Origin of the sequence: Streptomyces sp. G7(2002) (assembly GCF_028870195.1) — a bacterium.
Taxonomy (GTDB): domain Bacteria; phylum Actinomycetota; class Actinomycetes; order Streptomycetales; family Streptomycetaceae; genus Streptomyces; species Streptomyces nigrescens.
In genome coordinates, this window is the sequence record NZ_CP102609.1 from 4,456,035 (window position 1) to 4,477,933 (window position 21,899).

Genomic DNA, 21,899 nt, shown 5'->3' on the forward strand with positions numbered 1-21,899 from the left:
TGTACGCCTTACTCATCGGCGCCAGGTGATCTTTGCTGGGATGCCGGCTGCCGGGGCATTCCTCACGGATTGCGGGGATTACCCCGGCAGACGGTGTCAAGCCTAAAGCGTGTTCCGACTCTCGGGAGACGGAACTATTCGCCCTTGGCCTTCGCGATGATCTCCTCGGCGACGTTCCGGGGAACCTCGGCGTAGGAGTCGAACTGCATCGAGTAGCTTGCGCGACCCGAGGTCTTGCTGCGGAGGTCGCCGACGTAGCCGAACATCTCCGACAGGGGGACCAGGCCCGTGACGAGCTTGGCGCCACTGCGCTCCTCCATGGACTGGATCTGTCCACGGCGGGAGTTGATGTCGCCGATCACATCGCCCATGTAGTCCTCGGGCGTGGTGACCTCGACCTTCATCATCGGCTCGAGCAGGGCCGGGGAGGCCTTGCGCGCGGCCTCCTTGAAGGCCATCGAACCAGCGATCTTGAAGGCCATCTCCGAGGAGTCGACCTCGTGGAAGGCACCGTCGAGGAGCGTGACCTTGACGCCGGTCAGCGGGTAGCCGGCGAGAACACCGAACTCCATGGCCTCCTGGCAGCCCGCGTCCACGGACGGGATGTACTCCCGCGGGATACGGCCACCGGTGACCTTGTTCTCGAACTCGTACCCGTCGCCCTCGAGCGGAGCGATCGCGATCTGCACCTTCGCGAACTGGCCGGAACCACCAGTCTGCTTCTTGTGCGTGTAGTCGAGACGCTCGACCGGCTTGCGCAGGGTCTCGCGGTAGGCGACCTGCGGCTTGCCGACGTTGGCCTCGACCCGGAACTCACGCTTCATACGGTCGACCAGCACGTCGAGGTGGAGCTCGCCCATACCCGCGATGATGGTCTGGCCGGTCTCCTCGTCGGTGTGAACCTGGAACGAGGGGTCCTCTTCGGCGAGTCGCTGGATGGCGACACCCAGCTTCTCCTGGTCGCCCTTGGACTTGGGCTCAATGGCGACCTGGATGACCGGGGCCGGGAACTCCATCGACTCCAGGATGACCGGGTTCGACGCGTCGCAGAGGGTCTCACCGGTGGTGGTCTGCTTCAGACCCATGACGGCGACGATGTCACCGGCACCCACCGACTCGATCTCCTCACGCTTGTTCGCGTGCATCCGGTAGATCTTGCCGATGCGCTCCTTCTTGCCCTTCACCGAGTTCTGCACCTGCGAGCCGGCCTCGAGGCGGCCCGAGTACACCCGGATGAAGGTGAGCTTGCCCAGGTGGGGGTCGCTCGCAATCTTGAACGCAAGAGCGGACAGCGGCTCGTCCTCGGACGGCTTGCGCTTGATGACCTCTTCCGGGTCGCTGACCGCGTGGCCCTCAATGGCCTCGACGTCCAGCGGGGAAGGGAGGTAGCGCACGACCGCGTCGAGCAGGGGCTGCACACCCTTGTTCTTGAACGCGGTACCGCAGAACACCGGGGTGACGGTGGTGTTCTCGGCCTTGCCGGAGGCGATGGTGATCCGGCGGATCGCCGCGTAGAGCTGCTCCACGGTGGGCTCCTGGCCCTCCAGGTACAGCTCCATGATCTCTTCATCGTTCTCGGCAACGGCCTCGAGCAGCTTGCCGCGCCACTCGTCGGCAGCCTCGATGTGCGTGTCCGGGATGTCGACGGTGTCGTACATCTCGCCCTTGGCGGCCTCGGCCGACCAGACCAGGGCCTTCATGCTGACGAGGTCGACGACGCCCTTGAAGTCCGCCTCGGTGCCGATCGGCAGCTGCATCACGATCGGGGTCGCGCCCAGGCGGTCCACGATCATGTCGACGCAGCGGTGGAACTCGGCGCCCGTACGGTCGAGCTTGTTGACGAAGCAGATACGCGGAACGCCGTAGCGGTCCGCCTGACGCCAGACGGTCTCGGACTGGGGCTCGACACCGGCAACGCCGTCGAACACCGTCACCGCACCGTCCAGGACGCGCAGCGAGCGCTCCACCTCGACCGTGAAGTCGACGTGGCCCGGGGTGTCGATGATGTTGATGGTGTTGTCGACGTCTTCCAGCGGCCAGTGGCAGGTCGTCGCGGCAGACGTGATGGTGATGCCGCGCTCCTGCTCCTGCTCCATCCAGTCCATCGTGGCAGCGCCGTCGTGGACCTCACCGATCTTGTACGAAACACCGGTGTAGAACAGGATCCGCTCGGTGGTGGTCGTCTTGCCCGCGTCGATGTGGGCCATGATCCCGATGTTGCGGACCTTGGCCAGGTCAAGCGAAGTGGTGGCCATAGTGGCTCAATCTTCTCTCGGTCTCGATGTGGGTTGCGACTACCAGCGGTAGTGCGCGAAGGCCTTGTTGGACTCGGCCATCTTGTGCGTGTCCTCACGCTTCTTGACCGAAGCGCCGAGGCCGTTGGAGGCGTCGAGCAGTTCGTTCATGAGGCGCTCGGTCATGGTCTTCTCGCGGCGGGCGCGGGAGTAGCCCACGAGCCAGCGCAGCGAGAGGGTGGCGGCGCGGCCGGGCTTGACCTCGACCGGGACCTGGTAGGTCGCGCCACCGACACGGCGGGACTTGACCTCAAGGGTCGGCTTGATGTTCTCGAGCGCGCGCTTGAGCGTGATGACCGGGTCGTTACCGGTCTTCTCGCGCAGACCCTCCATGGCGCCGTAAACGATGCGCTCAGCGGTGGAGCGCTTGCCGTTCAGCAGAACCTTGTTGATGAGGGAGGTCACCAGAGGAGAACCGTAGACCGGGTCGATGATGACCGGGCGCTTCGGGGCGGGGCCCTTACGAGGCATTCTTACTTCTCCTTCTTGGCGCCGTAGCGGCTGCGAGCCTGCTTGCGGTTCTTGACGCCCTGCGTGTCGAGGGAGCCGCGGATGATCTTGTACCGAACACCCGGCAGGTCCTTCACACGACCACCACGCACGAGCACGATCGAGTGCTCCTGCAGGTTGTGGCCCTCACCCGGAATGTAAGCGGTGACCTCGATCCCGCTGGTCAGACGCACACGCGCGACCTTACGCAGGGCCGAGTTCGGCTTCTTCGGGGTGGTCGTGAAAACACGCGTGCAGACGCCACGGCGCTGGGGGGAACCCTCGAGCGCGGGCGTCTTGTTCTTCTCGACCTTGTCCTGCCGGCCCTTGCGGACCAGCTGCTGGATCGTAGGCACCGTTTCTCCGGTTTCTGTGTGCCAGTCTCGGTAAAGCTAACCTGGAACATTCCCCGACCCACGCGGTCGGGTGTGTCGAATACTGCAGTCCGGTCCCTCGCTGGAACGAGTGAGGCGGCAGATTGCGGTGTCAAAACCCGGCTTCCGTGCTGGTGGCTCTCCGACCGGAGTCCCTCCGAAGCCTTTCGGCCCGGCAGGTCCGCCCAGCGGAGATTTGGCGCACGGCAGCCCAGGGACACCCCAGGCACAAGGTCAGAGCGTACCTACCGCATTGGCTGCGGTCAAAACAAATGCACACGCGAAGGACACGCCGGACTCCTCACGGCGTTGCGGTCACCGTAGTGCGATCCACGGCCGTACGGAAGAAGGCGCCACGCCCCCGCGCCGGCCCTCCCCCGGCGGCAGCGCGAACCGCCGCCGGCCGCCCCCTAGAGGTTGACCGCCGCGGAGAGTATGAACACCAGCAGGAACAGCGCCCAGCCACCGATCGCCAGCCAGCCCAGAATGAGACCCGTGAGGGCCTGGCCGTCCCCGCGCTCGCCGGACCGGCGGATCTCGGCCCGCGCCTTGTGCCCCAGGATCACCGCCGGAATCGCCGTCAGGCCCCACGTCACCGGCGTCATGATCCCGCAGACCAGTGCACCCGTCGCCGAGCTGTTCGTCGTCACCGGCACCGGCATCTGCATCGGCATGAAGGTCGCCGGCACCATCGGCCGCTGCGGCACGAACTGTGCCTGCGGCACCGGCCCCTGCGGCAGATCCGCCACCAGCATCTGCAGTTCGGCGTGCGTCTGCGCCTTGTAGGCCCGTGTGAGCCGCTGTTCGTACTCCGGCTGCTGCAGCCGCCCCTCGGCGAACCCCGCCTTGAGCACATCGACCGTCCGCTCACGATCGGCGTGCGAGGCGCGCATGGCAGGCACCTGATTCGACGGCTGCGCCGGCTGACCGCCCTGCCACGGTTGGAATGCCACTTCGCGAACCTCCCCCCGCTCGACAGTTGTCCCCATCTTCTCATCACAGACGCAGGGATGGGAGGACAAGTTCCCCTGCGCGGCCCCCAACTCGGCGGGACCGCCCGGCGCGAGTGCCGCACCAACGCCGCAAGGCGGCCACCCCCGAAGGGATGGCCGCCCTGTTGCTGTCGTACGGGCCGGTCTTACTGGTTGTACGGACCGTAGTCGTAGTCCTCCAGCGGGACCGCCTGGCCGGAGCCGGTGCCGAAGGGCGAGTAGTCGATGTCGTCGTAACCGACGGCCGAGTACATCGCGGCCTTGGCTTCCTCGGTGGGCTCGACCCGGATGTTGCGGTAGCGGGACAGGCCCGTACCGGCCGGGATGAGCTTACCGATGATGACGTTCTCCTTGAGGCCGATCAGGGAGTCCGACTTGGCGTTGATCGCCGCGTCGGTCAGGACCCTGGTCGTCTCCTGGAAGGAGGCCGCCGACAGCCACGACTCGGTGGCCAGCGAAGCCTTGGTGATACCCATCAGCTGCGGACGGCCGGAGGCCGGGTGGCCGCCTTCCGCCACGACCCGACGGTTCTCGCCCTCGAACTTCGTGCGCTCCACCAGCTCGCCCGGCAGCAGCTCCGCGTCGCCGGACTCGATGATCGTCACGCGGCGCAGCATCTGCCGGATGATGATCTCGATGTGCTTGTCGTGGATCGCCACGCCCTGGCTGTTGTAGACCTTCTGGACCTCGCCGACCAGGTGGACCTGGACGGCACGCTGGCCGAGGATCCGCAGCACGTCGTGCGGGTTCACGGCACCCACGGTCATCGGCTGGCCGACCGTGACGTGGTCGCCCTCGCCCACCAGGAGACGGGCACGCTTGGAGACGCCGTAGGCCATCTCGTCGCTGCCGTCGTCCGGGGTGACGACGACCTTCTTGGTCTTCTCGGTCTCCTCGATCCGGACGCGGCCGGCCGCCTCCGAGATCGGGGCGACACCCTTGGGCGTACGGGCCTCGAAGAGCTCGACGACACGCGGCAGACCCAGGGTGATGTCGTCACCGGCCACACCACCGGTGTGGAAGGTACGCATCGTCAGCTGGGTGCCGGGCTCACCGATGGACTGGGCGGCGATGATGCCGACCGCCTCACCGATGTCGACCAGCTTGCCGGTGGCCAGCGAACGGCCGTAGCAGAAGGCACAGGTGCCGACCGCGGACTCACAGGTCAGGACCGAGCGGGTCTTGACCTCCTCGACGCCCGCGTTGACCAGCGCGTCGATGAGCACGTCACCGAGGTCGACGTTCGCCGGGGCGACGACCTTGCCGTCGACGACGACGTCCTCGGCCAGCATGCGTGCGTAGACGCTGGACTCGACGTCGTCCGCCTTGCGCAGGACACCGGCGGCGTCCTTCGAGGCGATCCGCAGCTTGAGGCCACGCTCCGTGCCGCAGTCCTCCTCGCGAATGATGACGTCCTGGGAGACGTCGACCAGACGACGGGTGAGGTAACCGGAGTCGGCGGTACGAAGGGCGGTGTCCGCCAGACCCTTACGGGCACCGTGCGTGGAGATGAAGTACTCCAGCACGGACAGGCCCTCGCGGAACGACGCCTTGATCGGACGCGGGATGGTCTCGTTCTTCGCGTTCGACACCAGACCACGCATACCGGCGATCTGCCGCATCTGCATCATGTTTCCTCGGGCACCCGAGTCAACCATCATGAAGATGGGGTTCGTCTTGGGGAAGTTCTCGTTCATCGCCTCGGCGACCTCATTGGTCGCCTTGGTCCAGATGTTGATCAGTTCCTGAGTGCGCTCGTCCTTGGTGATCAGACCGCGCTCGTACTGCTTCTGGACCTTCTCGTCCTGGGCCTCGTAGCCCGCGACGATGGCCTTCTTGGCCTCCGGCACGACGATGTCGGAGACGGCGACGGTGACACCCGAGCGGGTGGCCCAGTGGAAACCGGCCGCCTTCAGGTTGTCCAGGGTCGCCGCGACGATGACCTTCGGGTAGCGCTCGGCCAGGTCGTTGACGATCGCGGAGAGCTGCTTCTTGCCCACCGAGTAGTCGACGAACGGGTAGTCCTCGGGCAGCAGCTCGTTGAAGAGCGCGCGGCCCAGGGTCGTCCGCAGCCGGAAGCTGTCACCCTGCTGCCACTCGGGCTCGCCCTCCTCCGGAACCGGCGGGGTCCAGCCGCGGGGCGGGACGGTGCCGATCGGGAAGCGGATGTCGACCTTCGCCTGGAGCGAGAGCTCCTTGGCGTCGAACGCCATGATCGCCTCGGCGGCGGAACCGAACGCCCGGCCCTCACCGATGACCTTGCGCTCCTCCTCATCCGTGGTGAGGAAGAAGAGGCCGAGCACCATGTCCTGGGTCGGCATGGTGACCGGACGGCCGTCGGCCGGCTTGAGGATGTTGTTCGAGGACAGCATCAGGATGCGGGCCTCGGCCTGGGCCTCCGCGGACAGCGGGAGGTGGACGGCCATCTGGTCACCGTCGAAGTCCGCGTTGAACGCGGTGCAGACGAGCGGGTGAATCTGAATGGCCTTGCCCTCGACCAGCTGCGGCTCGAAGGCCTGGATGCCCAGACGGTGCAGCGTGGGTGCACGGTTCAGCAGCACCGGGTGCTCGGCGATGACCTCTTCGAGCACGTCGTAGACGACCGTGCGGCCGCGCTCGACCATGCGCTTCGCGCTCTTGATGTTCTGCGCGTGGTTGAGGTCCACCAGGCGCTTCATCACGAACGGCTTGAAGAGCTCCAGCGCCATGGCCTTGGGCAGACCGCACTGGTGCAGCTTGAGCTGCGGGCCGACGACGATGACGGAACGCGCCGAGTAGTCGACTCGCTTACCGAGCAGGTTCTGACGGAAGCGGCCCTGCTTGCCCTTCAGCATGTCGCTGAGGGACTTCAGCGGGCGGTTACCGGGACCGGTGACCGGGCGACCGCGGCGGCCGTTGTCGAACAGCGCGTCGACGGCCTCCTGCAGCATCCGCTTCTCGTTGTTCACGATGATCTCGGGGGCACCGAGGTCAAGGAGACGCTTGAGGCGGTTGTTGCGGTTGATCACACGGCGGTACAGGTCGTTCAGGTCGGAGGTCGCGAAGCGGCCACCGTCCAGCTGCACCATCGGACGCAGGTCCGGCGGGATCACCGGGATGCAGTCCAGCACCATGCCCTTGGGGCTGTTGCGGGTCTGCAGGAACGCGGAGACGACCTTGAGGCGCTTGAGCGCACGGGTCTTCTTCTGGCCCTTGCCGGTACGGATGATCTCGCGGAGGCGCTCGGCCTCCTCGTCGAGATCGAAGGTCTCCAGGCGCTTCTGCAGGGCAGCGGCACCCATGGAGCCGTCGAAGTACGTGCCGAAGCGGTCACGCAGCTCACGGTAGAGCAGCTCGTCGCCCTCCAGGTCCTGGACCTTGAGGTTCTTGAAGCGGTTCCACACCTCGTCGAGACGGTCGATCTCGCGCTGCGCACGGTCACGCAGCTGCTTCATCTCACGCTCGGCCCCCTCGCGCACCTTGCGGCGGACGTCCGCCTTGGCGCCCTCGGCCTCCAGCTCGGCCAGGTCGGTCTCGAGCTTCTTGGCGCGGGCCTCCAGGTCGGAGTCGCGGCGCTGCTCGATCTGCTGACGCTCGACGGAGACATGCGCCTCCAGCGAGGGCAGGTCGCGCGTACGGCGCTCCTCGTCCACCCACGTGATCATGTAGGCGGCGAAGTAGATGACCTTCTCAAGGTCCTTGGGCGCGAGGTCCAGCAGGTAGCCCAGCCGGCTCGGCACGCCCTTGAAGTACCAGATGTGGGTCACGGGAGCGGCAAGCTCGATGTGGCCCATCCGCTCACGGCGCACCTTGGCGCGAGTGACCTCGACGCCGCAGCGCTCGCAGATGATGCCCTTGAAGCGGACGCGCTTGTACTTACCGCAGTAGCACTCCCAGTCCCGGGTAGGACCGAAGATCTTCTCGCAGAAGAGTCCGTCCTTTTCGGGCTTGAGGGTGCGGTAGTTGATGGTCTCGGGCTTCTTGACCTCGCCGTGGCTCCACTGACGGATGTCGTCAGCGGTGGCCAGACCGATCCGGAGCTCATCGAAGAAGTTGACGTCGAGCACTATGCGTCAATCCCTCTCAGGGTTGTAAGTCTTGGGGTCTGAAACGGGGGTCCTGGGGCCGGCCGGGGGAGCCATCGCTGACTCCCCGGCCGGACTCCCGTCAGACCTCTTCGACGCTGCTCGGCTCGCGCCGGGACAGGTCGATGCCGAGCTCCTCCGCAGCGCGGAAGACGTCCTCGTCGGTGTCGCGCATCTCGATGGACATGCCGTCCGAGGACAGCACCTCCACGTTGAGGCACAGGGACTGCATTTCCTTGATGAGCACCTTGAAGGACTCGGGAATGCCGGGCTCGGGGATGTTCTCGCCCTTGACGATGGCCTCGTAGACCTTCACGCGGCCGGTCACGTCGTCGGACTTGATCGTCAACAGTTCCTGGAGGGCGTATGCGGCGCCGTAAGCCTCCAGCGCCCACACCTCCATCTCACCGAACCGCTGGCCACCGAACTGAGCCTTACCACCCAGCGGCTGCTGGGTGATCATCGAGTACGGACCGGTCGAACGCGCGTGGAGCTTGTCGTCGACCAGGTGGTGCAGCTTGAGGATGTACATGTACCCGACCGAGATCGGGTCCGGGAACGGCTCACCGGAGCGGCCGTCGAACAGCTGCGCCTTGCCGGAGCCCTTGACCATCCGCTCGCCGTCGCGGTTGGGGAGCGTGGAGTCGAAGAGACCCGCCAGCTCGTCCTCGCGCGCACCGTCGAAGACCGGGGTCGCGACGTTGGTGCGGGGAGCGACGTCGTCGGCGCCGATCGCCTGCAGACGCTGCTGCCAGTCCTCGGAGCCCTCGACCTTCCAGCCCTGGCTGGCGAGCCAGCCGAGGTGGATCTCCAGGACCTGTCCCGGGTTCATTCGGGACGGGACACCCAGGGGGTTGAGGATGATGTCGACCGGGGTGCCGTCCTCCAGGAACGGCATGTCCTCGACCGGCAGGATCTTCGAGATGACGCCCTTGTTGCCGTGACGGCCGGCGAGCTTGTCACCGTCGGTGATCTTGCGCTTCTGGGCGACGTAGACGCGGACCAGCTGGTTCACGCCCGGGGGCAGCTCGTCGCCCTCTTCGCGGTCGAAGACGCGGACGCCGATGACCTTGCCGATCTCACCGTGCGGCACCTTCAGCGAGGTGTCGCGCACCTCGCGCGCCTTCTCACCGAAGATCGCGCGGAGCAGGCGCTCCTCGGGGGTCAGCTCGGTCTCACCCTTGGGCGTGACCTTGCCGACGAGGATGTCGCCGGCGACGACCTCGGCACCGATACGGATGATGCCGCGCTCGTCGAGGTCGGAGAGGACCTCTTCGGAGACGTTCGGGATGTCCCGGGTGATCTCCTCGGGGCCCAGCTTGGTGTCACGGGCGTCGACCTCGTGCTCCTCGATGTGGATCGAGGAGAGGACGTCGTCCTGCACGAGGCGCTGCGACAGGATGATCGCGTCCTCGTAGTTGTGGCCCTCCCACGGCATGAACGCCACGAGCAGGTTCTTGCCGAGCGCCATCTCGCCTTCGTCCGTGGACGGACCGTCGGCGAGGACCTGGCCCTCGATGACCCGCGCGCCCTCGTCCACGACGACCTTCTGGTTGAAGGAGGTGCCCTGGTTGGAGCGGGTGAACTTGGCGACGCGGTACGTGGTGTACGTGCCGTCGTCGTTGGCGACGGTGATGTAGTCCGCGGAGACCTCCTGGACCACACCGTCCTTCTCCGCCTTGATGACGTCACCGGCGTCGACCGCACAGCGGTACTCCATGCCGGTGCCGACCAGCGGCGACTCCGCCTTGATCAGCGGAACGGCCTGGCGCATCATGTTCGATCCCATGAGCGCACGGTTGGCGTCGTCGTGCTCGAGGAACGGGATCATGGCGGTCGCGGCCGACACCATCTGGCGCGGCGAGACGTCCATGAAGTCCACCTCGTCGGCGGGGACGAGGTCGACCTCGCCGCCGCGGCGGCGGACCAGGACACGCTGCTCGGAGAAGCGCATGTCGTCGGAGAGCTTCGCGTTCGCCTGGGCGATCAGGAAGCGGTCCTCCTCATCAGCGGTGAGGTAGTCCACCTCCTCCGTGACCTGGCCGTCGACGACCTTGCGGTACGGCGTCTCGATGAAGCCGAAGACGTTGACCCGGCCGTAGGAGGCCAGCGAGCCGATCAGACCGATGTTGGGACCTTCAGGGGTCTCAATCGGGCACATACGGCCGTAGTGCGAGGGGTGCACGTCACGGACGTCCAGGCCGGCCCGCTCACGGGAGAGACCACCCGGGCCCAGCGCCGACAGACGACGCTTGTGGGTCAGACCCGACAGCGGGTTGGTCTGGTCCATGAACTGGGACAGCTGGCTGGTGCCGAAGAACTCCTTGATGGAGGCGACGACCGGCCGGATGTTGATCAGGGTCTGCGGCGTGATCGCCTCGACGTCCTGGGTGGTCATGCGCTCACGCACGACGCGCTCCATACGAGCCAGACCCGTGCGGACCTGGTTCTGGATGAGCTCGCCGACGTTGCGCAGACGACGGTTGCCGAAGTGGTCGATGTCGTCGGTCTCGACAACGATGGAGTTGCCGTTCTCGCCGATCGTCTCGGTCTCGCCGGCGTGCAGCTTGACCAGGTACTTGATCGTCGCGATGACGTCATCGGTGGTCAGCACACCGGCGTCGAGCGGCTCGTCGCCACCGAGCTTCTTGTTGACCTTGTAGCGGCCGACCTTCGCGAGGTCGTAGCGCTTGGGGTTGAAGTACAGGTTCTCGAGCAGCGTCTGCGCGGCCTCACGGGTCGGCGGCTCGCCCGGACGCAGCTTGCGGTAGATGTCGAGCAGCGCGTCGTCCTGACCCTGGGTGTGGTCCTTCTCCAGGGTGGCGCGCATGGACTCGTACTCGCCGAACTCCTCGAGGATCTGCTCGGTCGTCCAACCGAGAGCCTTGAGCAGGACGGTCACGGACTGCTTGCGCTTACGGTCGATACGGACACCGACCATGTCGCGCTTGTCGATCTCCATCTCCAGCCAGGCACCCCGGGACGGGATGATCTTGGCGGAGAAGATGTCCTTGTCGGACGTCTTGTCGATGGAGCTGTCGAAGTACACGCCCGGCGAGCGCACCAGCTGCGAGACGACGACACGCTCGGTGCCGTTGATGCAGAAGGTGCCCTTGTTCGTCATGAGCGGGAAGTCGCCCATGAAGACCGTCTGGGACTTGATCTCGCCGGTCTCGTTGTTGGTGAACTCAGCGGTGACGAAGAGCGGAGCCGCGTACGTGAAGTCGCGCTCCTTGCACTCGTCGATGGAGTTCTTCGGGGGCTCGAAGCGGTGGTCGCGGAACGTCAGCGACATCGACCCGGAGAAGTCCTCGATCGGGGAGATCTCTTCGAAGATCTCTTCCAGACCGGACTTGGTGGGGACTTCCTGCCCACTCTCCAGCGCAGCCTCGACGCGACCCTTCCATGCGGCATTGCCGAGCAGCCAGTCGAAGCTTTCGGTCTGCAGCGCAAGGAGGTTCGGAACCCCGAGGGGCTCCTTGATCTTCGCAAAAGAGATGCGCAGCGGGGCGGTGCTGTCGCCGTTGTTCGTATTGGCAGTCGAGGCGTTGCGCGAGGCGGCCAAGAGGGGGTCCTTCCGAGGGCTCGGACTCACTACGCGCGTACCGGTCCCGAATCGAGCAGACTGAGGGAAAGCCCAGGTCAGGGCAGATCATTCAGCTTTGCTCGGGCTCGGGTATGCCCCTGGTGACGGGCAGGGAGCAGCTAACAGGCAGCGCAAAGGGTCAGTGTAGCCACTTGGCACACTGATGTCCAGAGCGAGTTTCCGGAGACCGGTTCAGCACCGTGATACCGATCTTCTCCCTCCGGGAGGTCACGCCCTCCGCACCGGAGGAAGCCCTCGTTTGTTCTTCTCAATGCCATGCGCCTGCCGAAAGCCCTGCGCCAGTGGCGCACACCGATGCTTCCCTCTTCGTCCGCGATCCATGCCTCGAACCCTGGATCGCTTCTGCGTCGCGTCCCGAGAATTGCGCGCCGCGTCCGGTTCGTCAAGGCCCCCCACCTCTGGAAGATCGTCACATGGGGGCACGTCCGGGCAACGATGATCACCATACTCGCACGCAGGCACGAGACAATGCAGCCGTGGCGAGCACGCCGAAGGGCGACCACCCGCATGGGTGATCGCCCTTGGCTGGTGTCCCTGACGCCTCAGGCGCTCAGGACGCGAGTCCGGAGACCCGGTGAAGTCACTTGACCTCGACGGAGGCGCCGGCGCCCTTGAGGGACTCGGCGGCCTTCTCGGCGGCGTCCTTGGCGACCTTCTCGAGGACGGGCTTCGGGGTGCCGTCGACGAGGTCCTTGGCCTCCTTCAGGCCCAGGGAGGTCAGCTCACGCACGACCTTGATGACCTGGATCTTCTTGTCGCCCGCACCGGTGAGGATGACGTCGAACTCGTCCTGCTCCTCGGCCTCGGCGGCGGCCGGGGCACCCGGGGCACCGGCGGCGGCAACGGCGACCGGGGCGGCAGCCTCGACGTCGAACTTCTCCTCGAAGAGCTTCACGAACTCGGAGAGCTCGATGAGGGTCATCTCCTCGAACTGCGCGAGCAGGTCTTCCTGGCTGAGCTTCGCCATGGTGGCGGTCCTTCCACTAATTCGGCTGGTGCCGGATGTACATGTTTGGCGGGCGTACTACGGGCCCGCTGAGCGTCCGAGTGATTACTCGGCAGCCTCGGCGGGAGCCGGCGTACCGGCACCGCCCTGCTCGACCTTGCTGCGAAGCGCGTCCGCGGTGCGGGCGAACTTCGTGAGCGGGGCCTGGAAGGTCGCCGCGGCCTTGGCCATGGACGCCTTCATGCCACCCGCCAGCTTGGCGAGCAGAACCTCACGGGACTCGAGGTCCGCAAGCTTCTTGATCTCGTCGGCGGACAGCGCCTTGCCTTCAAGGACACCGCCCTTGATGACGAGAGAGGGGTTTTCCTTGGCGAAGTCACGAAGACCCTTCGCCGCCGTGACCGGGTCACCGGTCACGAAGGCAACAGCGGTCGAGCCCTTGAGGTGCTCGTCCAGCTGAATCCCGGCCTCCTTGGCCGCGATCTTGGTCAGCGTGTTCTTCACCACACGGTACTGAGCGTTCTCGCCGAGAGAACGACGCAGCTCCTTGAGCTGTGCCACAGTCAGTCCGGTGTAAGAAGTCACAACAGCTGCGTTGGAACCACGGAGCTTCTCAGTGATCTCCTCAACGGCTGCGATCTTGTCAGACGTCGCCATGAGCCTCGGCCTCCTTCCGGGTGATGAGGACCGCGCAGAAGGGGCTGGGCAAAACAAACGCCCCGGCGCAGGCGCACGGGGCGTACTCAACCAGAGCGGAAGTCCGTCCGGGAGTTCATCCATACACACCTGCGCAGGCCGTCCGCAGCTAGCGGATCCTTCGGCCACTACACGTCCGGGACCGGACGCGCAGAGACAACCAGCGGTCTTTGGCTTCCGCATACGGTACGGGAGAGCCCTGCGTCAGGCAAATCGGCCGAGAGGGGGCGCGGGCGGCGCTCCCGGCCGCTGGAGCGCGCCCTGCGGGCCGGCCGCGCCTCCGGGGCAACACGGGCCCGGAAGGGCGGCACAGCATGCGTCAGGCCCCGCCCTCCTTGCGGGAGAGCGGGGCCTGACGACAGTGGTCACACGCTATGAGGCGCCGATCGCAGAGATCAGACGGCCTCGTCCTCGACGAGGAGGTTGCGGGTGCGGTTGGCGTCCAGCGGGATGCCAGGGCCCATCGTGGTGGTGATGGTGGCCTTCTTGATGTAGCGGCCCTTGGCGGCGGACGGCTTGAGGCGGGAGATCTCCTCGAGCGCCGCGGCGTAGTTCTCCACCAGCTTGGTCTCGTCGAAGGAGACCTTGCCGATGATGAAGTGGAGGTTCGCGTGCTTGTCCACGCGGAACTCGATCTTGCCGCCCTTGATGTCGGTGACAGCCTTGGCGACATCCGGGGTGACCGTGCCGGTCTTCGGGTTCGGCATCAGACCACGCGGACCGAGCACGCGGCCGAGGCGGCCGACCTTGCCCATGAGGTCCGGGGTGGCGACGACGGCGTCGAAGTCCAGACGGCCCTTGGAGACCTCGTCGATCAGTTCGTCCGAGCCGACGATGTCGGCGCCGGCGGCTTCCGCGGCCGCAGCACGGTCACCGGTCGCGAAGACCAGGACCCGGGCGGTCTTACCGGTGCCGTGCGGGAGGTTCACGGTGCCACGGACCATCTGGTCCGCCTTGCGCGGGTCGACACCCAGACGCATGGCGACCTCGACGGTCGCGTCGAACTTGACGGACGCGGTGTCCTTGGCGAGACGGACGGCCTCGAGGGGGGCGTACAGACGCTCCCGGTCGATCTTCGCGTCCGCGTTGCGAAGAGTCTTGCTGCGCTTCACTTCTGCTCCTGATGCAGTGGGGTGGAGTCGTGGTGCGGACCAGCGCCTGGCCCTGCCACGTGTGGTGCCTGAAGGGCTGGGATCAGCCCTCGACCGTGATGCCCATGGAACGGGCGGTGCCGGCGATGATCTTCTCGGCGGCGTCCAGGTCGTTGGCGTTCAGGTCGGGCATCTTGGTGGTGGCGATGTCACGGACCTGGTCACGCGTGATCTTCGCGACCTTGGTCTTGTGCGGCTCGCCGGAGCCCTTCTCCACGCCCGCGGCCTTCAGGATGAGCTTCGCGGCCGGCGGGGTCTTGGTGATGAAGGTGAAAGAGCGGTCTTCGTAGACCGTGATCTCCACCGGCACGACCATGCCACGCTGCGACTCGGTCGCGGCGTTGTAGGCCTTGCAGAACTCCATGATGTTGACGCCGTGCTGACCCAGCGCGGGGCCGACCGGCGGAGCCGGGTTTGCGGCACCGGCCTGGATCTGGAGCTTGATAAGCCCCGTGACCTTCTTCTTCTTGGGAGGCATGCTCTCTCCGGGTCCTAGTGAGAGGTGTTTCGCCATTCCACCCGGTCATCCGGATGGAGGCATACCGCACAACGATAACGGGTATAGTCGTGCGGCCAAAAACCGAGCAGGTCAGACCGGCTGCGAGCCCGTCTGACCTGGTCGATTTGGCTGGTGTTCCGGAAGAACCTAGTTCTTCTGGATCTGGTCGAAGCTGAGCTCGACCGGGGTCTCGCGGCCGAAGATCTCGACGAGGCCCTTGACCTTCTTCGAGTCGGCGTTGATCTCGTTGATCGTGGCCTGCAGCGTCGCGAACGGGCCGTCGGTGACGGTGACGGAGTCGCCCACCTCGAAGTCCAGCACCTGGACCTCGACCTTGCGGGACGGCGCCGGCTTGCCCTCGGCCGCGGCGGCCTCCTTGGCGGCCTTCTCCTCGGCCTCCGGGGCGAGCATCTTGACGATCTCGTCCAGCGTCAGCGGGTAGGGGTCGTAGGCGTTGCCGACGAAGCCCGTGACACCCGGGGTGTTGCGGACGACGCCCCAGGACTCGTTCGTCAGGTCCATGCGCACCAGCACGTAGCCCGGGAGCTTGTTCTGGCGGATGGTCTTGCGCTCGCCGTTCTTGATCTGGGCGACCTCTTCCTGCGGCACCTCGGCCTGGAAGATGTAGTCCTCGACGTTCAGCGAAACGGCACGCTGCTCGAGGTTGGTCTTCACGCGGTTCTCGTAACCCGCGTAGGTGTGGATGACGTACCACTCACCGGGGAGGCCGCGGAGTTCGTCGCGGAGGGCGGCCACCGGGTCGACCGGCTCCTCTTCCTCGGCGGCTTCCTCACCGACGACCTCGTCCTCGTCCTCGACGTGCACCGCGGCGGCCTCGGCGGGCTCACCGGCGGCGGCTTCCTCGGCGTCCAGCTCGTCGACCTCGTCGGCGGCCTGGACGATCTCGAGTTCGGTGTCGTCGCCCTGGACCTCGGCCGAGGCAGCCGCGTCCACGTCGGCCGCTGCCGTCTCGGCGGAGTCGGCGGCGTCGTTCAGGTTCGGGTCAGACACGGTGGCTGCTTCTTCCTGGCTTCAAGGGGTTGAACATGCGAAATGGGCGCCCGCTGAGGCGCCCTCCGCGGGATCAGCCGAAGACGTACCCGACGACTCGGTTGATTCCCAAGTCAATCACGGTTACGAGACCGATGATGATGACAACGAAGACGATCACCACGGTGGTGTACGTCGACAGCTGGCTGCGCGTGGGCCAGACGACCTTGCGGAGCTCCGCCACGACCTGGCGGTAGAAGAGCGCGAGCCGTGCGAAGGGGCCCTTCTTGCCGCGCTTGCCGCCGCGACGGGGCTTCTTCTGGGATTCCGCGGTTTCGTCCTCGGAACGACCGCGCTCAGGCATGTCGATGGAGCCCAGGGCGTCCGTCACTCGTCCTCACCTGAATCCGGGTCGTGGCCGTGCCGCGCCCGGTTGAGCCGCACGGCGGTGCATTTCATACGTACGCGTGCACGCACCGTGGTGAAGAAGTGCGTGTAGCAGGGCCGGAGGGACTTGAACCCCCAACCGCTGGTTTTGGAGACCAGTGCTCTACCAATTGAGCTACGACCCTTTGTGGTTACCCCAACCTACCGCATGCGGCCGACTGCACTACGTGCGTGCACCGCGGCGACCTGTCGGGGGCCAACGGTCAGCGAGTGTACGTGCTTCAGAGCCGGGCGTCGAACAGAAACGTCCCGGGTGGTGCCCGCAAACCGATGTGCCGGGCTTGTCAGAGGTCTGGGACGATGCAGATATGAGCGCTGCCACTCCTCCCGCTTCGTCCCCCGCCGACCGCCGGGTCTCGGCCCGCGTCGGTGCGATCTCCGAGTCCGCGACCCTCGCCGTCGACGCCAAGGCGAAGGCCCTCAAGGCCGCCGGACGCCCGGTGATCGGCTTCGGTGCCGGTGAGCCCGACTTCCCCACGCCCGACTACATCGTCGAGGCGGCGATCGAGGCCTGCCGCAACCCGAAGTACCACCGCTACACCCCGGCCGGCGGCCTCCCCGAGCTGAAGACCGCGATCGCCGCGAAGACGCTGCGCGACTCCGGCTACGAGATCGAGGCCGCGAACGTCCTGGTGACGAACGGCGGCAAGCAGGCGATCTACGAGGCCTTCGCAGCGATCCTCGACCCGGGTGACGAGGTCATCGTCCCGGCGCCGTACTGGACCACCTACCCCGAGTCGATCCGTCTGGCCGGCGGTGTGCCGGTCGATGTCGTCGCGGACGAGACCACGGGCTACCGCGTGACCGTGGAGCAGCTGGAGGCGGCCCGTACGGACCGCACCAAGGTGCTGCTGTTCGTCTCGCCGTCGAACCCGACCGGCGCGGTCTACAGCCGCGAGCAGGTCGAGGCCGTGGGCCGCTGGGCCGCCGAGCACGGTCTGTGGGTGCTGACCGACGAGATCTACGAGCACCTGGTCTACGGCGACGCCGCGTTCTCGTCGCTGCCGGTGGTCGTGCCCGAGCTGCGCGACAAGTGCATCATCGTCAACGGCGTGGCGAAGACGTATGCGATGACCGGCTGGCGGGTGGGCTGGGCGATCGGCCCCAAGGACGTCATCAAGGCCGCCGCGAACCTCCAGTCGCACGCCACGTCCAACGTCTCCAACGTCGCGCAGGCCGCGGCCATCGCGGCGGTCTCCGGCGATCTGACGGCCGTCGAGGAGATGAAGGTCGCCTTCGACCGGCGCCGCAGGACCATCGTGCGGATGCTCAACGAGATCGACGGGGTGCTGTGCCCGGAGCCGGAGGGCGCGTTCTACGCGTACCCGTCGGTCAAGGAGCTCCTGGGCAAGGAGATCCGCGGCAAGCACCCGCAGACCAGCGTCGAGCTGGCCGAGCTGATCCTGGAGGAGGCGGAGGTCGCCGTCGTCCCGGGCGAGGCCTTCGGCACCCCCGGCTACCTGCGGCTTTCGTACGCGCTGGGCGACGAGGACCTGGTCGAGGGCGTGTCGCGGATCCAGAAGCTGCTGGCGGAGGCCAAGTGATCAAGACCACCTACGGAAAGTCGTAGGTGGTCGCGCAGCGGGCGTCCGGAGCCTTCCGGGCGCCCGCTCGCGCGTTCTCCCGGACACCCCTTCGGGAAAGGCTCTACCGGCGCACCGCCCGGATGCGGCAAGATCTTGGGATGGAGAGCGTTCGTGCCCGCGGCGAAGCCGCAATCCGAGACCTGCGCCGATTGCCGAAGGCCCATCTGCACCTGCACTTCACCGGTTCGATGCGGTCCACGACCCTGCTGGAGCTCGCCGACAAATACGGCGTCCACCTGCCGGAGGCGCTGCGGAGCGGTGAACCTCCCCAGCTGAGAGCCACCGACGAGCGCGGCTGGTTCCGTTTCCAGCGGCTGTACGACATCGCGCGGTCGTGTCTGCGGTCCCCCGAGGACATCCAGCGGCTGGTGCGCGAGGCCGCCGAGGAGGATGTCCTCGACGGGTCGCGCTGGCTGGAGATCCAGGTCGACCCGACCTCGTACGCTCCCCGGCTGGGCGGGCTGATCCCGGCCCTGGAGATCATTCTGGACGCGGTGCGCAGCGCCTCCCGGGACACCGGTCTCGGCATCCGCGTCCTGGTGGCCGCGAACCGTATGAAGCACCCCTTGGACGCCCGTACGCTGGCGCGTCTCGCGGTGCGCTACGCCGACCACGGCGTGATCGGCTTCGGGCTGTCCAACGACGAACGCCGGGGTTTCGCCCGGGACTTCGACCGCGCCTTCGCCATCGCCCGGGAGGGCGGTCTGCTGGCGGCGCCGCACGGCGGTGAGCTGTCGGGGCCGGCGAGCGTCCGGGACTGCCTGGACGATCTGCACGCCGGCCGGGTGGGGCACGGCGTACGGGCCGCTGAGGATCCCGTGCTGCTGCGCCGGCTGGCCTCGCGCGGGGTGACCTGCGAGGTGTGCCCCGCGTCGAATGTGGCGCTGGGCGTCTACGAGAAGCCGGAGGACGTACCGCTGCGGACGCTCTTCGACGCGGGTGTGCCGATGGCGCTGGGCGCGGACGACCCGCTGCTGTTCGGCGCGCGGCTGGCCGCGCAGTACGAGATCGCCCGCAGCGCGCACGGCTTCACCGACGCCGAACTGGCCGAACTGGCCCGGCAGTCGGTCCGCGGCTCACGCGCCCCGCAGGACGAGCAGCAGCGGGTGCTGGCGGAGATCGACGCCTGGCTGGCCGCGTAGGGCCGCCCAGAGCCTCTCAGGGGCCTTCCAGGGCGTGCCCCGTCCGGGTCCGCCTGGATGTCTTGCCCTAGAGGCTGACGCCGACCGTGACCGGTTCGTTGACGAGCGTGACGCCGAAGGCCGCGTGCACGCCGTCGCGGACCTCGCGGGCCAGGGCGAGCAGGTCCTCGGTGGTGGCCGCGCCGCGGTTGGTGAGCGCGAGGGTGTGCTTGGTGGAGATGCGGGCGGGGCCGCTGCCGTAGCCCTTGGTGAAGCCGGCCCGGTCGATGAGCCAGGCCGCGGAGGTCTTCAGCAGGCCGTCGCCCGCCGGGAACGCGGGCGGGGCGACGTCGGGGCCGAGACGGTCCTGGACGCGGCGGAGGAAGACGGCGTACTCGGCCTCGGTGAGGATCGGGTTGGTGAAGAACGAGCCCGCCGACCAGGTGTCGTGGTCCTCGGGGTCCAGCACCATGCCCTTGCCGGCGCGCAGGGCCAGCACGGTCTCCCTGGCGACGGCGGCCGGCACCCGGTCCCCGGCCTCGACGCCGAGGGCGCGGGCGGTCTCGGGGTACTTCAGGGGCGCGGAGAGGCCTCCGGCGTCCTCCAGGGCGAAGCGCACCCGCAGCACCACGAACCGGTCGGGGTGCTCCTTGAAGCGGCTGTGGCGGTACGAGAAGCCGCACTCCTCGTTGGGGATCGTGACGGTCTCGCCCAGGCGGCGGTCGTAGGCGACGACCTCGGTGATCGTGGCGGAGACCTCCTGGCCGTACGCGCCCACGTTCTGGATCGGGGTGGCGCCCGCGGAGCCGGGGATGCCGGCCAGGCACTCGACACCGGCCAGTCCCGCCTCGACCGTGCGGGCGACCGCGTCGGACCAGTTCTCGCCCGCGGCGAGGGTGAGGGTCGTGCCGTCGAGCGCGAAGCCACGGGTGGCGATGCGCAGGGCCGTGCCGTCGAAGCCCTTGTCGCCGATGACGAGATTGCTGCCGCCGCCGATGATCAGCAGCGGGGTCCCGGCGTCGTCGGCCGCGCGGACGGCCGCGATCACCTCGTCGTCGGTGGTGGCCGTGACGAGGCGGGTGGCCGGGCCGCCGAGGCGGAAGGTGGTCAGCGGGGCGAGGGGGGCGTCGTGGAGTTCCTGCACGCGCCCAAGGGTACGGGGGCGGTCCGGCAGCCCTCGGCCGGACGCCCCCCGGCGGCCCCGGCTCAGGCCAGGCGGACCACGGCGCGGGACATGCCCAGCACCTTCTGGCCGGCGCTCATCGCGGTGAGGTCGACGCGGACCGTACGGTCGTCGTCGTCCAGCTTGGCGGCGACCTTGGCGCTGACCTCGATCAGCGCGCCGATCTCGTCGTTGGGCACGACGACGGGCTTGGTGAAGCGCACCCCGTATTCCGCGACCGCGCCCGGGTCACCGGCCCAGTCGGTGACCACCCGGATCGCCTCGGCCATCGTGAACATGCCGTGGGCGATGACGTCCGGCAGCCCGACCTCCTTGGCGAACTTCTCGTTCCAGTGGATCGGGTTGAAGTCACCGGAGGCGCCCGCGTACTGGACGAGTGTGGCGCGGCTCACGGGGAAGGTCTGCGCCGGGAGTTCCATGCCGACCTCGACGTCGTCATAGGAAATCTTCGCGGTCATCTCAGGCCTCCTTCGCGGCGCGGGCCACCAGCTTGGTGAAGGCGGTCACGACGTGTTCGCCGGCCTCGTCGTGCACCTCGCCGCGGATGTCGATGATGTCGTTGCCGGCCATGGTCTTGATGGCCTCGATGGTGGAGGTGACGGACAGTCGGTCCCCGCTGCGCACCGGCCGGGTGTAGGCGAATTTCTGGTCGCCGTGCACCACCCGGCTGTAGTCCAGACCCAGTTGCGGGTCCTCGATGACCTGACCCGCTGCCTTGAAAGTGATGGCGAACACAAAAGTCGGCGGTGCGATCACATCGGAGTGCCCGAGTGCCTTTGCCGCTTCGGTGTCGGTGTAGGCGGGGTTGGGGTCACCGATCGCCTCGGCGAATTCGCGGATCTTTTCCCGGCCGACCTCGTACGGGTCGGTGGGCGGGTACGTGCGTCCGACAAAAGACTGGTCGAGCGCCATGGGCTCGCAACCTCCCTGTACTGATGGTGATAACGCCGTGAGGCCGCCCCCACGAATGGGGACGGCCTCACGGACGAGCCTGTGTTATCGCGTCTCGCGGTGCGCGGTGTGCGAGTTGCAACGGGGGCAGTGCTTCTTCATCTCAAGACGGTCCGGGTCGTTACGCCGGTTCTTCTTGGTGATGTAGTTCCGCTCCTTGCACTCCACGCAGGCCAGCGTGATCTTCGGGCGGACGTCGGTGGCAGCCACGTGAGTGCTCCTTGGACGGACGGGTGGTCGGATTAACGCATAAAAGAGTAGCCGATCGGAGGACCGACCCCACAATCGGCTACTGTCAGTAGCGGTGACCGGACTTGAACCGGTGACACAGCGATTATGAGCCGCTTGCTCTACCGACTGAGCTACACCGCTGTGATGCGAGGGGACCCCGCCCGAAGGCGGGAACCTCACACATCAGAGCCCCAATACGGAATCGAACCGTAGACCTTCTCCTTACCATGGAGACGCTCTGCCGACTGAGCTATTGGGGCGAGCGATGAAGACATTAC

The 21,899-nt window shown here is 67.0% G+C and carries 18 protein-coding genes and 3 tRNA genes; 2 read left to right on the top strand and 19 right to left on the bottom strand.

What is annotated here, in order from left to right; genetic code table 11:
- Positions 1 to 134: 134 nt before the first annotated feature.
- The 13 genes from fusA to NUT86_RS18660 form a co-directional block, all read right to left on the bottom strand.
- Positions 135 to 2,255, bottom strand: a complete 2,121-nt coding sequence (gene fusA / locus NUT86_RS18600; RefSeq protein ID WP_018090905.1) for an elongation factor G — start codon at positions 2,253 to 2,255, stop codon at positions 135 to 137.
- Between the two features lie 39 nt (positions 2,256 to 2,294).
- Entirely contained in the window at positions 2,295 to 2,765 is a 471-nt protein-coding gene (gene rpsG, locus NUT86_RS18605) for a 30S ribosomal protein S7 (protein WP_004571813.1), read from the bottom strand.
- Positions 2,766 to 2,767: 2 nt separating this feature from the next.
- The gene (gene rpsL / locus NUT86_RS18610; protein WP_003948652.1) at positions 2,768 to 3,139 is read right to left on the bottom strand and encodes a 30S ribosomal protein S12; all 372 of its coding nucleotides are present in this window, start codon (positions 3,137 to 3,139) and stop codon (positions 2,768 to 2,770) included.
- A gap of 428 nt (positions 3,140 to 3,567) precedes the next feature.
- Positions 3,568 to 4,050, bottom strand: coding sequence for a DUF1707 and DUF4190 domain-containing protein (locus NUT86_RS18615; protein WP_018090906.1), 483 nt, complete (start codon positions 4,048 to 4,050; stop codon positions 3,568 to 3,570).
- 245 nt (positions 4,051 to 4,295) lie between these two features.
- Positions 4,296 to 8,195, bottom strand: coding sequence for a DNA-directed RNA polymerase subunit beta' (locus NUT86_RS18620; RefSeq protein ID WP_018090913.1), 3,900 nt, complete (start codon positions 8,193 to 8,195; stop codon positions 4,296 to 4,298).
- 100 nt (positions 8,196 to 8,295) lie between these two features.
- Positions 8,296 to 11,778: a DNA-directed RNA polymerase subunit beta gene (gene rpoB / locus NUT86_RS18625; protein WP_018090914.1), complete on the bottom strand. Its 3,483-nt coding sequence runs from the start codon at positions 11,776 to 11,778 to the stop codon at positions 8,296 to 8,298.
- Positions 11,779 to 12,400: 622 nt separating this feature from the next.
- On the bottom strand, positions 12,401 to 12,787 hold the full coding sequence (gene rplL, locus NUT86_RS18630) for a 50S ribosomal protein L7/L12 (RefSeq protein ID WP_018090915.1): 387 nt from the start codon (positions 12,785 to 12,787) through the stop codon (positions 12,401 to 12,403).
- Between the two features lie 84 nt (positions 12,788 to 12,871).
- Positions 12,872 to 13,423, bottom strand: a complete 552-nt coding sequence (gene rplJ / locus NUT86_RS18635; RefSeq protein ID WP_026169847.1) for a 50S ribosomal protein L10 — start codon at positions 13,421 to 13,423, stop codon at positions 12,872 to 12,874.
- Between the two features lie 434 nt (positions 13,424 to 13,857).
- On the bottom strand, positions 13,858 to 14,574 hold the full coding sequence (rplA, locus tag NUT86_RS18640; RefSeq protein WP_018090917.1) for a 50S ribosomal protein L1: 717 nt from the start codon (positions 14,572 to 14,574) through the stop codon (positions 13,858 to 13,860).
- Between the two features lie 82 nt (positions 14,575 to 14,656).
- Positions 14,657 to 15,091, bottom strand: a complete 435-nt coding sequence (gene rplK, locus NUT86_RS18645) for a 50S ribosomal protein L11 (RefSeq protein WP_009715899.1) — start codon at positions 15,089 to 15,091, stop codon at positions 14,657 to 14,659.
- 168 nt (positions 15,092 to 15,259) lie between these two features.
- Positions 15,260 to 16,123 carry a transcription termination/antitermination protein NusG gene (nusG, locus tag NUT86_RS18650; protein ID WP_018090918.1) on the bottom strand — a complete coding sequence of 288 codons (864 nt, stop codon included), beginning with the start codon at positions 16,121 to 16,123 and terminating at the stop codon, positions 15,260 to 15,262.
- 73 nt (positions 16,124 to 16,196) lie between these two features.
- Positions 16,197 to 16,493 carry a preprotein translocase subunit SecE gene (secE, locus tag NUT86_RS18655; RefSeq protein ID WP_018090919.1) on the bottom strand — a complete coding sequence of 99 codons (297 nt, stop codon included), beginning with the start codon at positions 16,491 to 16,493 and terminating at the stop codon, positions 16,197 to 16,199.
- 108 nt (positions 16,494 to 16,601) lie between these two features.
- A tRNA-Trp gene (locus NUT86_RS18660) sits at positions 16,602 to 16,674 on the bottom strand.
- A 183-nt stretch (positions 16,675 to 16,857) separates the two neighbouring features.
- Here NUT86_RS18660 and NUT86_RS18665 point away from each other — a divergent pair.
- Together NUT86_RS18665 and NUT86_RS18670 are read left to right on the top strand one after the other, a co-directional pair.
- Positions 16,858 to 18,093 (top strand): pyridoxal phosphate-dependent aminotransferase, encoded by a 1,236-nt coding sequence (locus NUT86_RS18665; protein WP_159487742.1) that lies wholly within the window; start codon positions 16,858 to 16,860, stop codon positions 18,091 to 18,093.
- Positions 18,094 to 18,233: 140 nt separating this feature from the next.
- Entirely contained in the window at positions 18,234 to 19,277 is a 1,044-nt protein-coding gene (locus NUT86_RS18670; RefSeq protein WP_051104180.1) for an adenosine deaminase, read from the top strand.
- Positions 19,278 to 19,344: 67 nt separating this feature from the next.
- On the opposite strand, the gene NUT86_RS18675 is transcribed toward NUT86_RS18670, so the two are convergent.
- The 6 genes from NUT86_RS18675 to NUT86_RS18700 all read right to left on the bottom strand — a co-directional run bounded on the left by NUT86_RS18675 (position 19,345) and on the right by NUT86_RS18700 (position 21,881).
- Positions 19,345 to 20,400: a UDP-N-acetylmuramate dehydrogenase gene (locus tag NUT86_RS18675; RefSeq protein ID WP_274736569.1), complete on the bottom strand. Its 1,056-nt coding sequence runs from the start codon at positions 20,398 to 20,400 to the stop codon at positions 19,345 to 19,347.
- 62 nt (positions 20,401 to 20,462) lie between these two features.
- Positions 20,463 to 20,897, bottom strand: coding sequence for a MaoC family dehydratase (locus NUT86_RS18680; protein WP_274736570.1), 435 nt, complete (start codon positions 20,895 to 20,897; stop codon positions 20,463 to 20,465).
- A gap of 1 nt (position 20,898) precedes the next feature.
- The gene (locus tag NUT86_RS18685) at positions 20,899 to 21,351 is read right to left on the bottom strand and encodes a MaoC family dehydratase N-terminal domain-containing protein (protein WP_093640338.1); all 453 of its coding nucleotides are present in this window, start codon (positions 21,349 to 21,351) and stop codon (positions 20,899 to 20,901) included.
- 84 nt (positions 21,352 to 21,435) lie between these two features.
- Positions 21,436 to 21,600, bottom strand: coding sequence for a 50S ribosomal protein L33 (gene rpmG / locus NUT86_RS18690; RefSeq protein WP_006604855.1), 165 nt, complete (start codon positions 21,598 to 21,600; stop codon positions 21,436 to 21,438).
- 89 nt (positions 21,601 to 21,689) lie between these two features.
- Positions 21,690 to 21,762: transfer RNA gene (locus tag NUT86_RS18695), tRNA-Met, on the bottom strand.
- A gap of 46 nt (positions 21,763 to 21,808) precedes the next feature.
- Positions 21,809 to 21,881 (bottom strand) — tRNA-Thr (locus tag NUT86_RS18700).
- Between the last annotated feature and the right edge of the window lie 18 nt (positions 21,882 to 21,899).

Coding starts and splice junctions, on each gene's coding strand:
- NUT86_RS18615 (WP_018090906.1), bottom strand. CDS start 4,050: ATGCGCGCCTCGCACGCCGATCGTGAGCGGACGGTCGATGTGCTCAAG.
- NUT86_RS18685 (WP_093640338.1), bottom strand. CDS start 21,351: ATGGCGCTCGACCAGTCTTTTGTCGGACGCACGTACCCGCCCACCGAC.
- rplJ (WP_026169847.1), bottom strand. CDS start 13,423: ATGGCGACGTCTGACAAGATCGCAGCCGTTGAGGAGATCACTGAGAAG.
- fusA (WP_018090905.1), bottom strand. CDS start 2,255: ATGGCCACCACTTCGCTTGACCTGGCCAAGGTCCGCAACATCGGGATC.
- NUT86_RS18670 (WP_051104180.1), top strand. CDS start 18,234: ATGGAGAGCGTTCGTGCCCGCGGCGAAGCCGCAATCCGAGACCTGCGC.
- rpsG (WP_004571813.1), bottom strand. CDS start 2,765: ATGCCTCGTAAGGGCCCCGCCCCGAAGCGCCCGGTCATCATCGACCCG.
- rplK (WP_009715899.1), bottom strand. CDS start 15,091: ATGCCTCCCAAGAAGAAGAAGGTCACGGGGCTTATCAAGCTCCAGATC.
- rplL (WP_018090915.1), bottom strand. CDS start 12,787: ATGGCGAAGCTCAGCCAGGAAGACCTGCTCGCGCAGTTCGAGGAGATG.
- NUT86_RS18680 (WP_274736570.1), bottom strand. CDS start 20,897: ATGACCGCGAAGATTTCCTATGACGACGTCGAGGTCGGCATGGAACTC.
- NUT86_RS18665 (WP_159487742.1), top strand. CDS start 16,858: ATGAGCGCTGCCACTCCTCCCGCTTCGTCCCCCGCCGACCGCCGGGTC.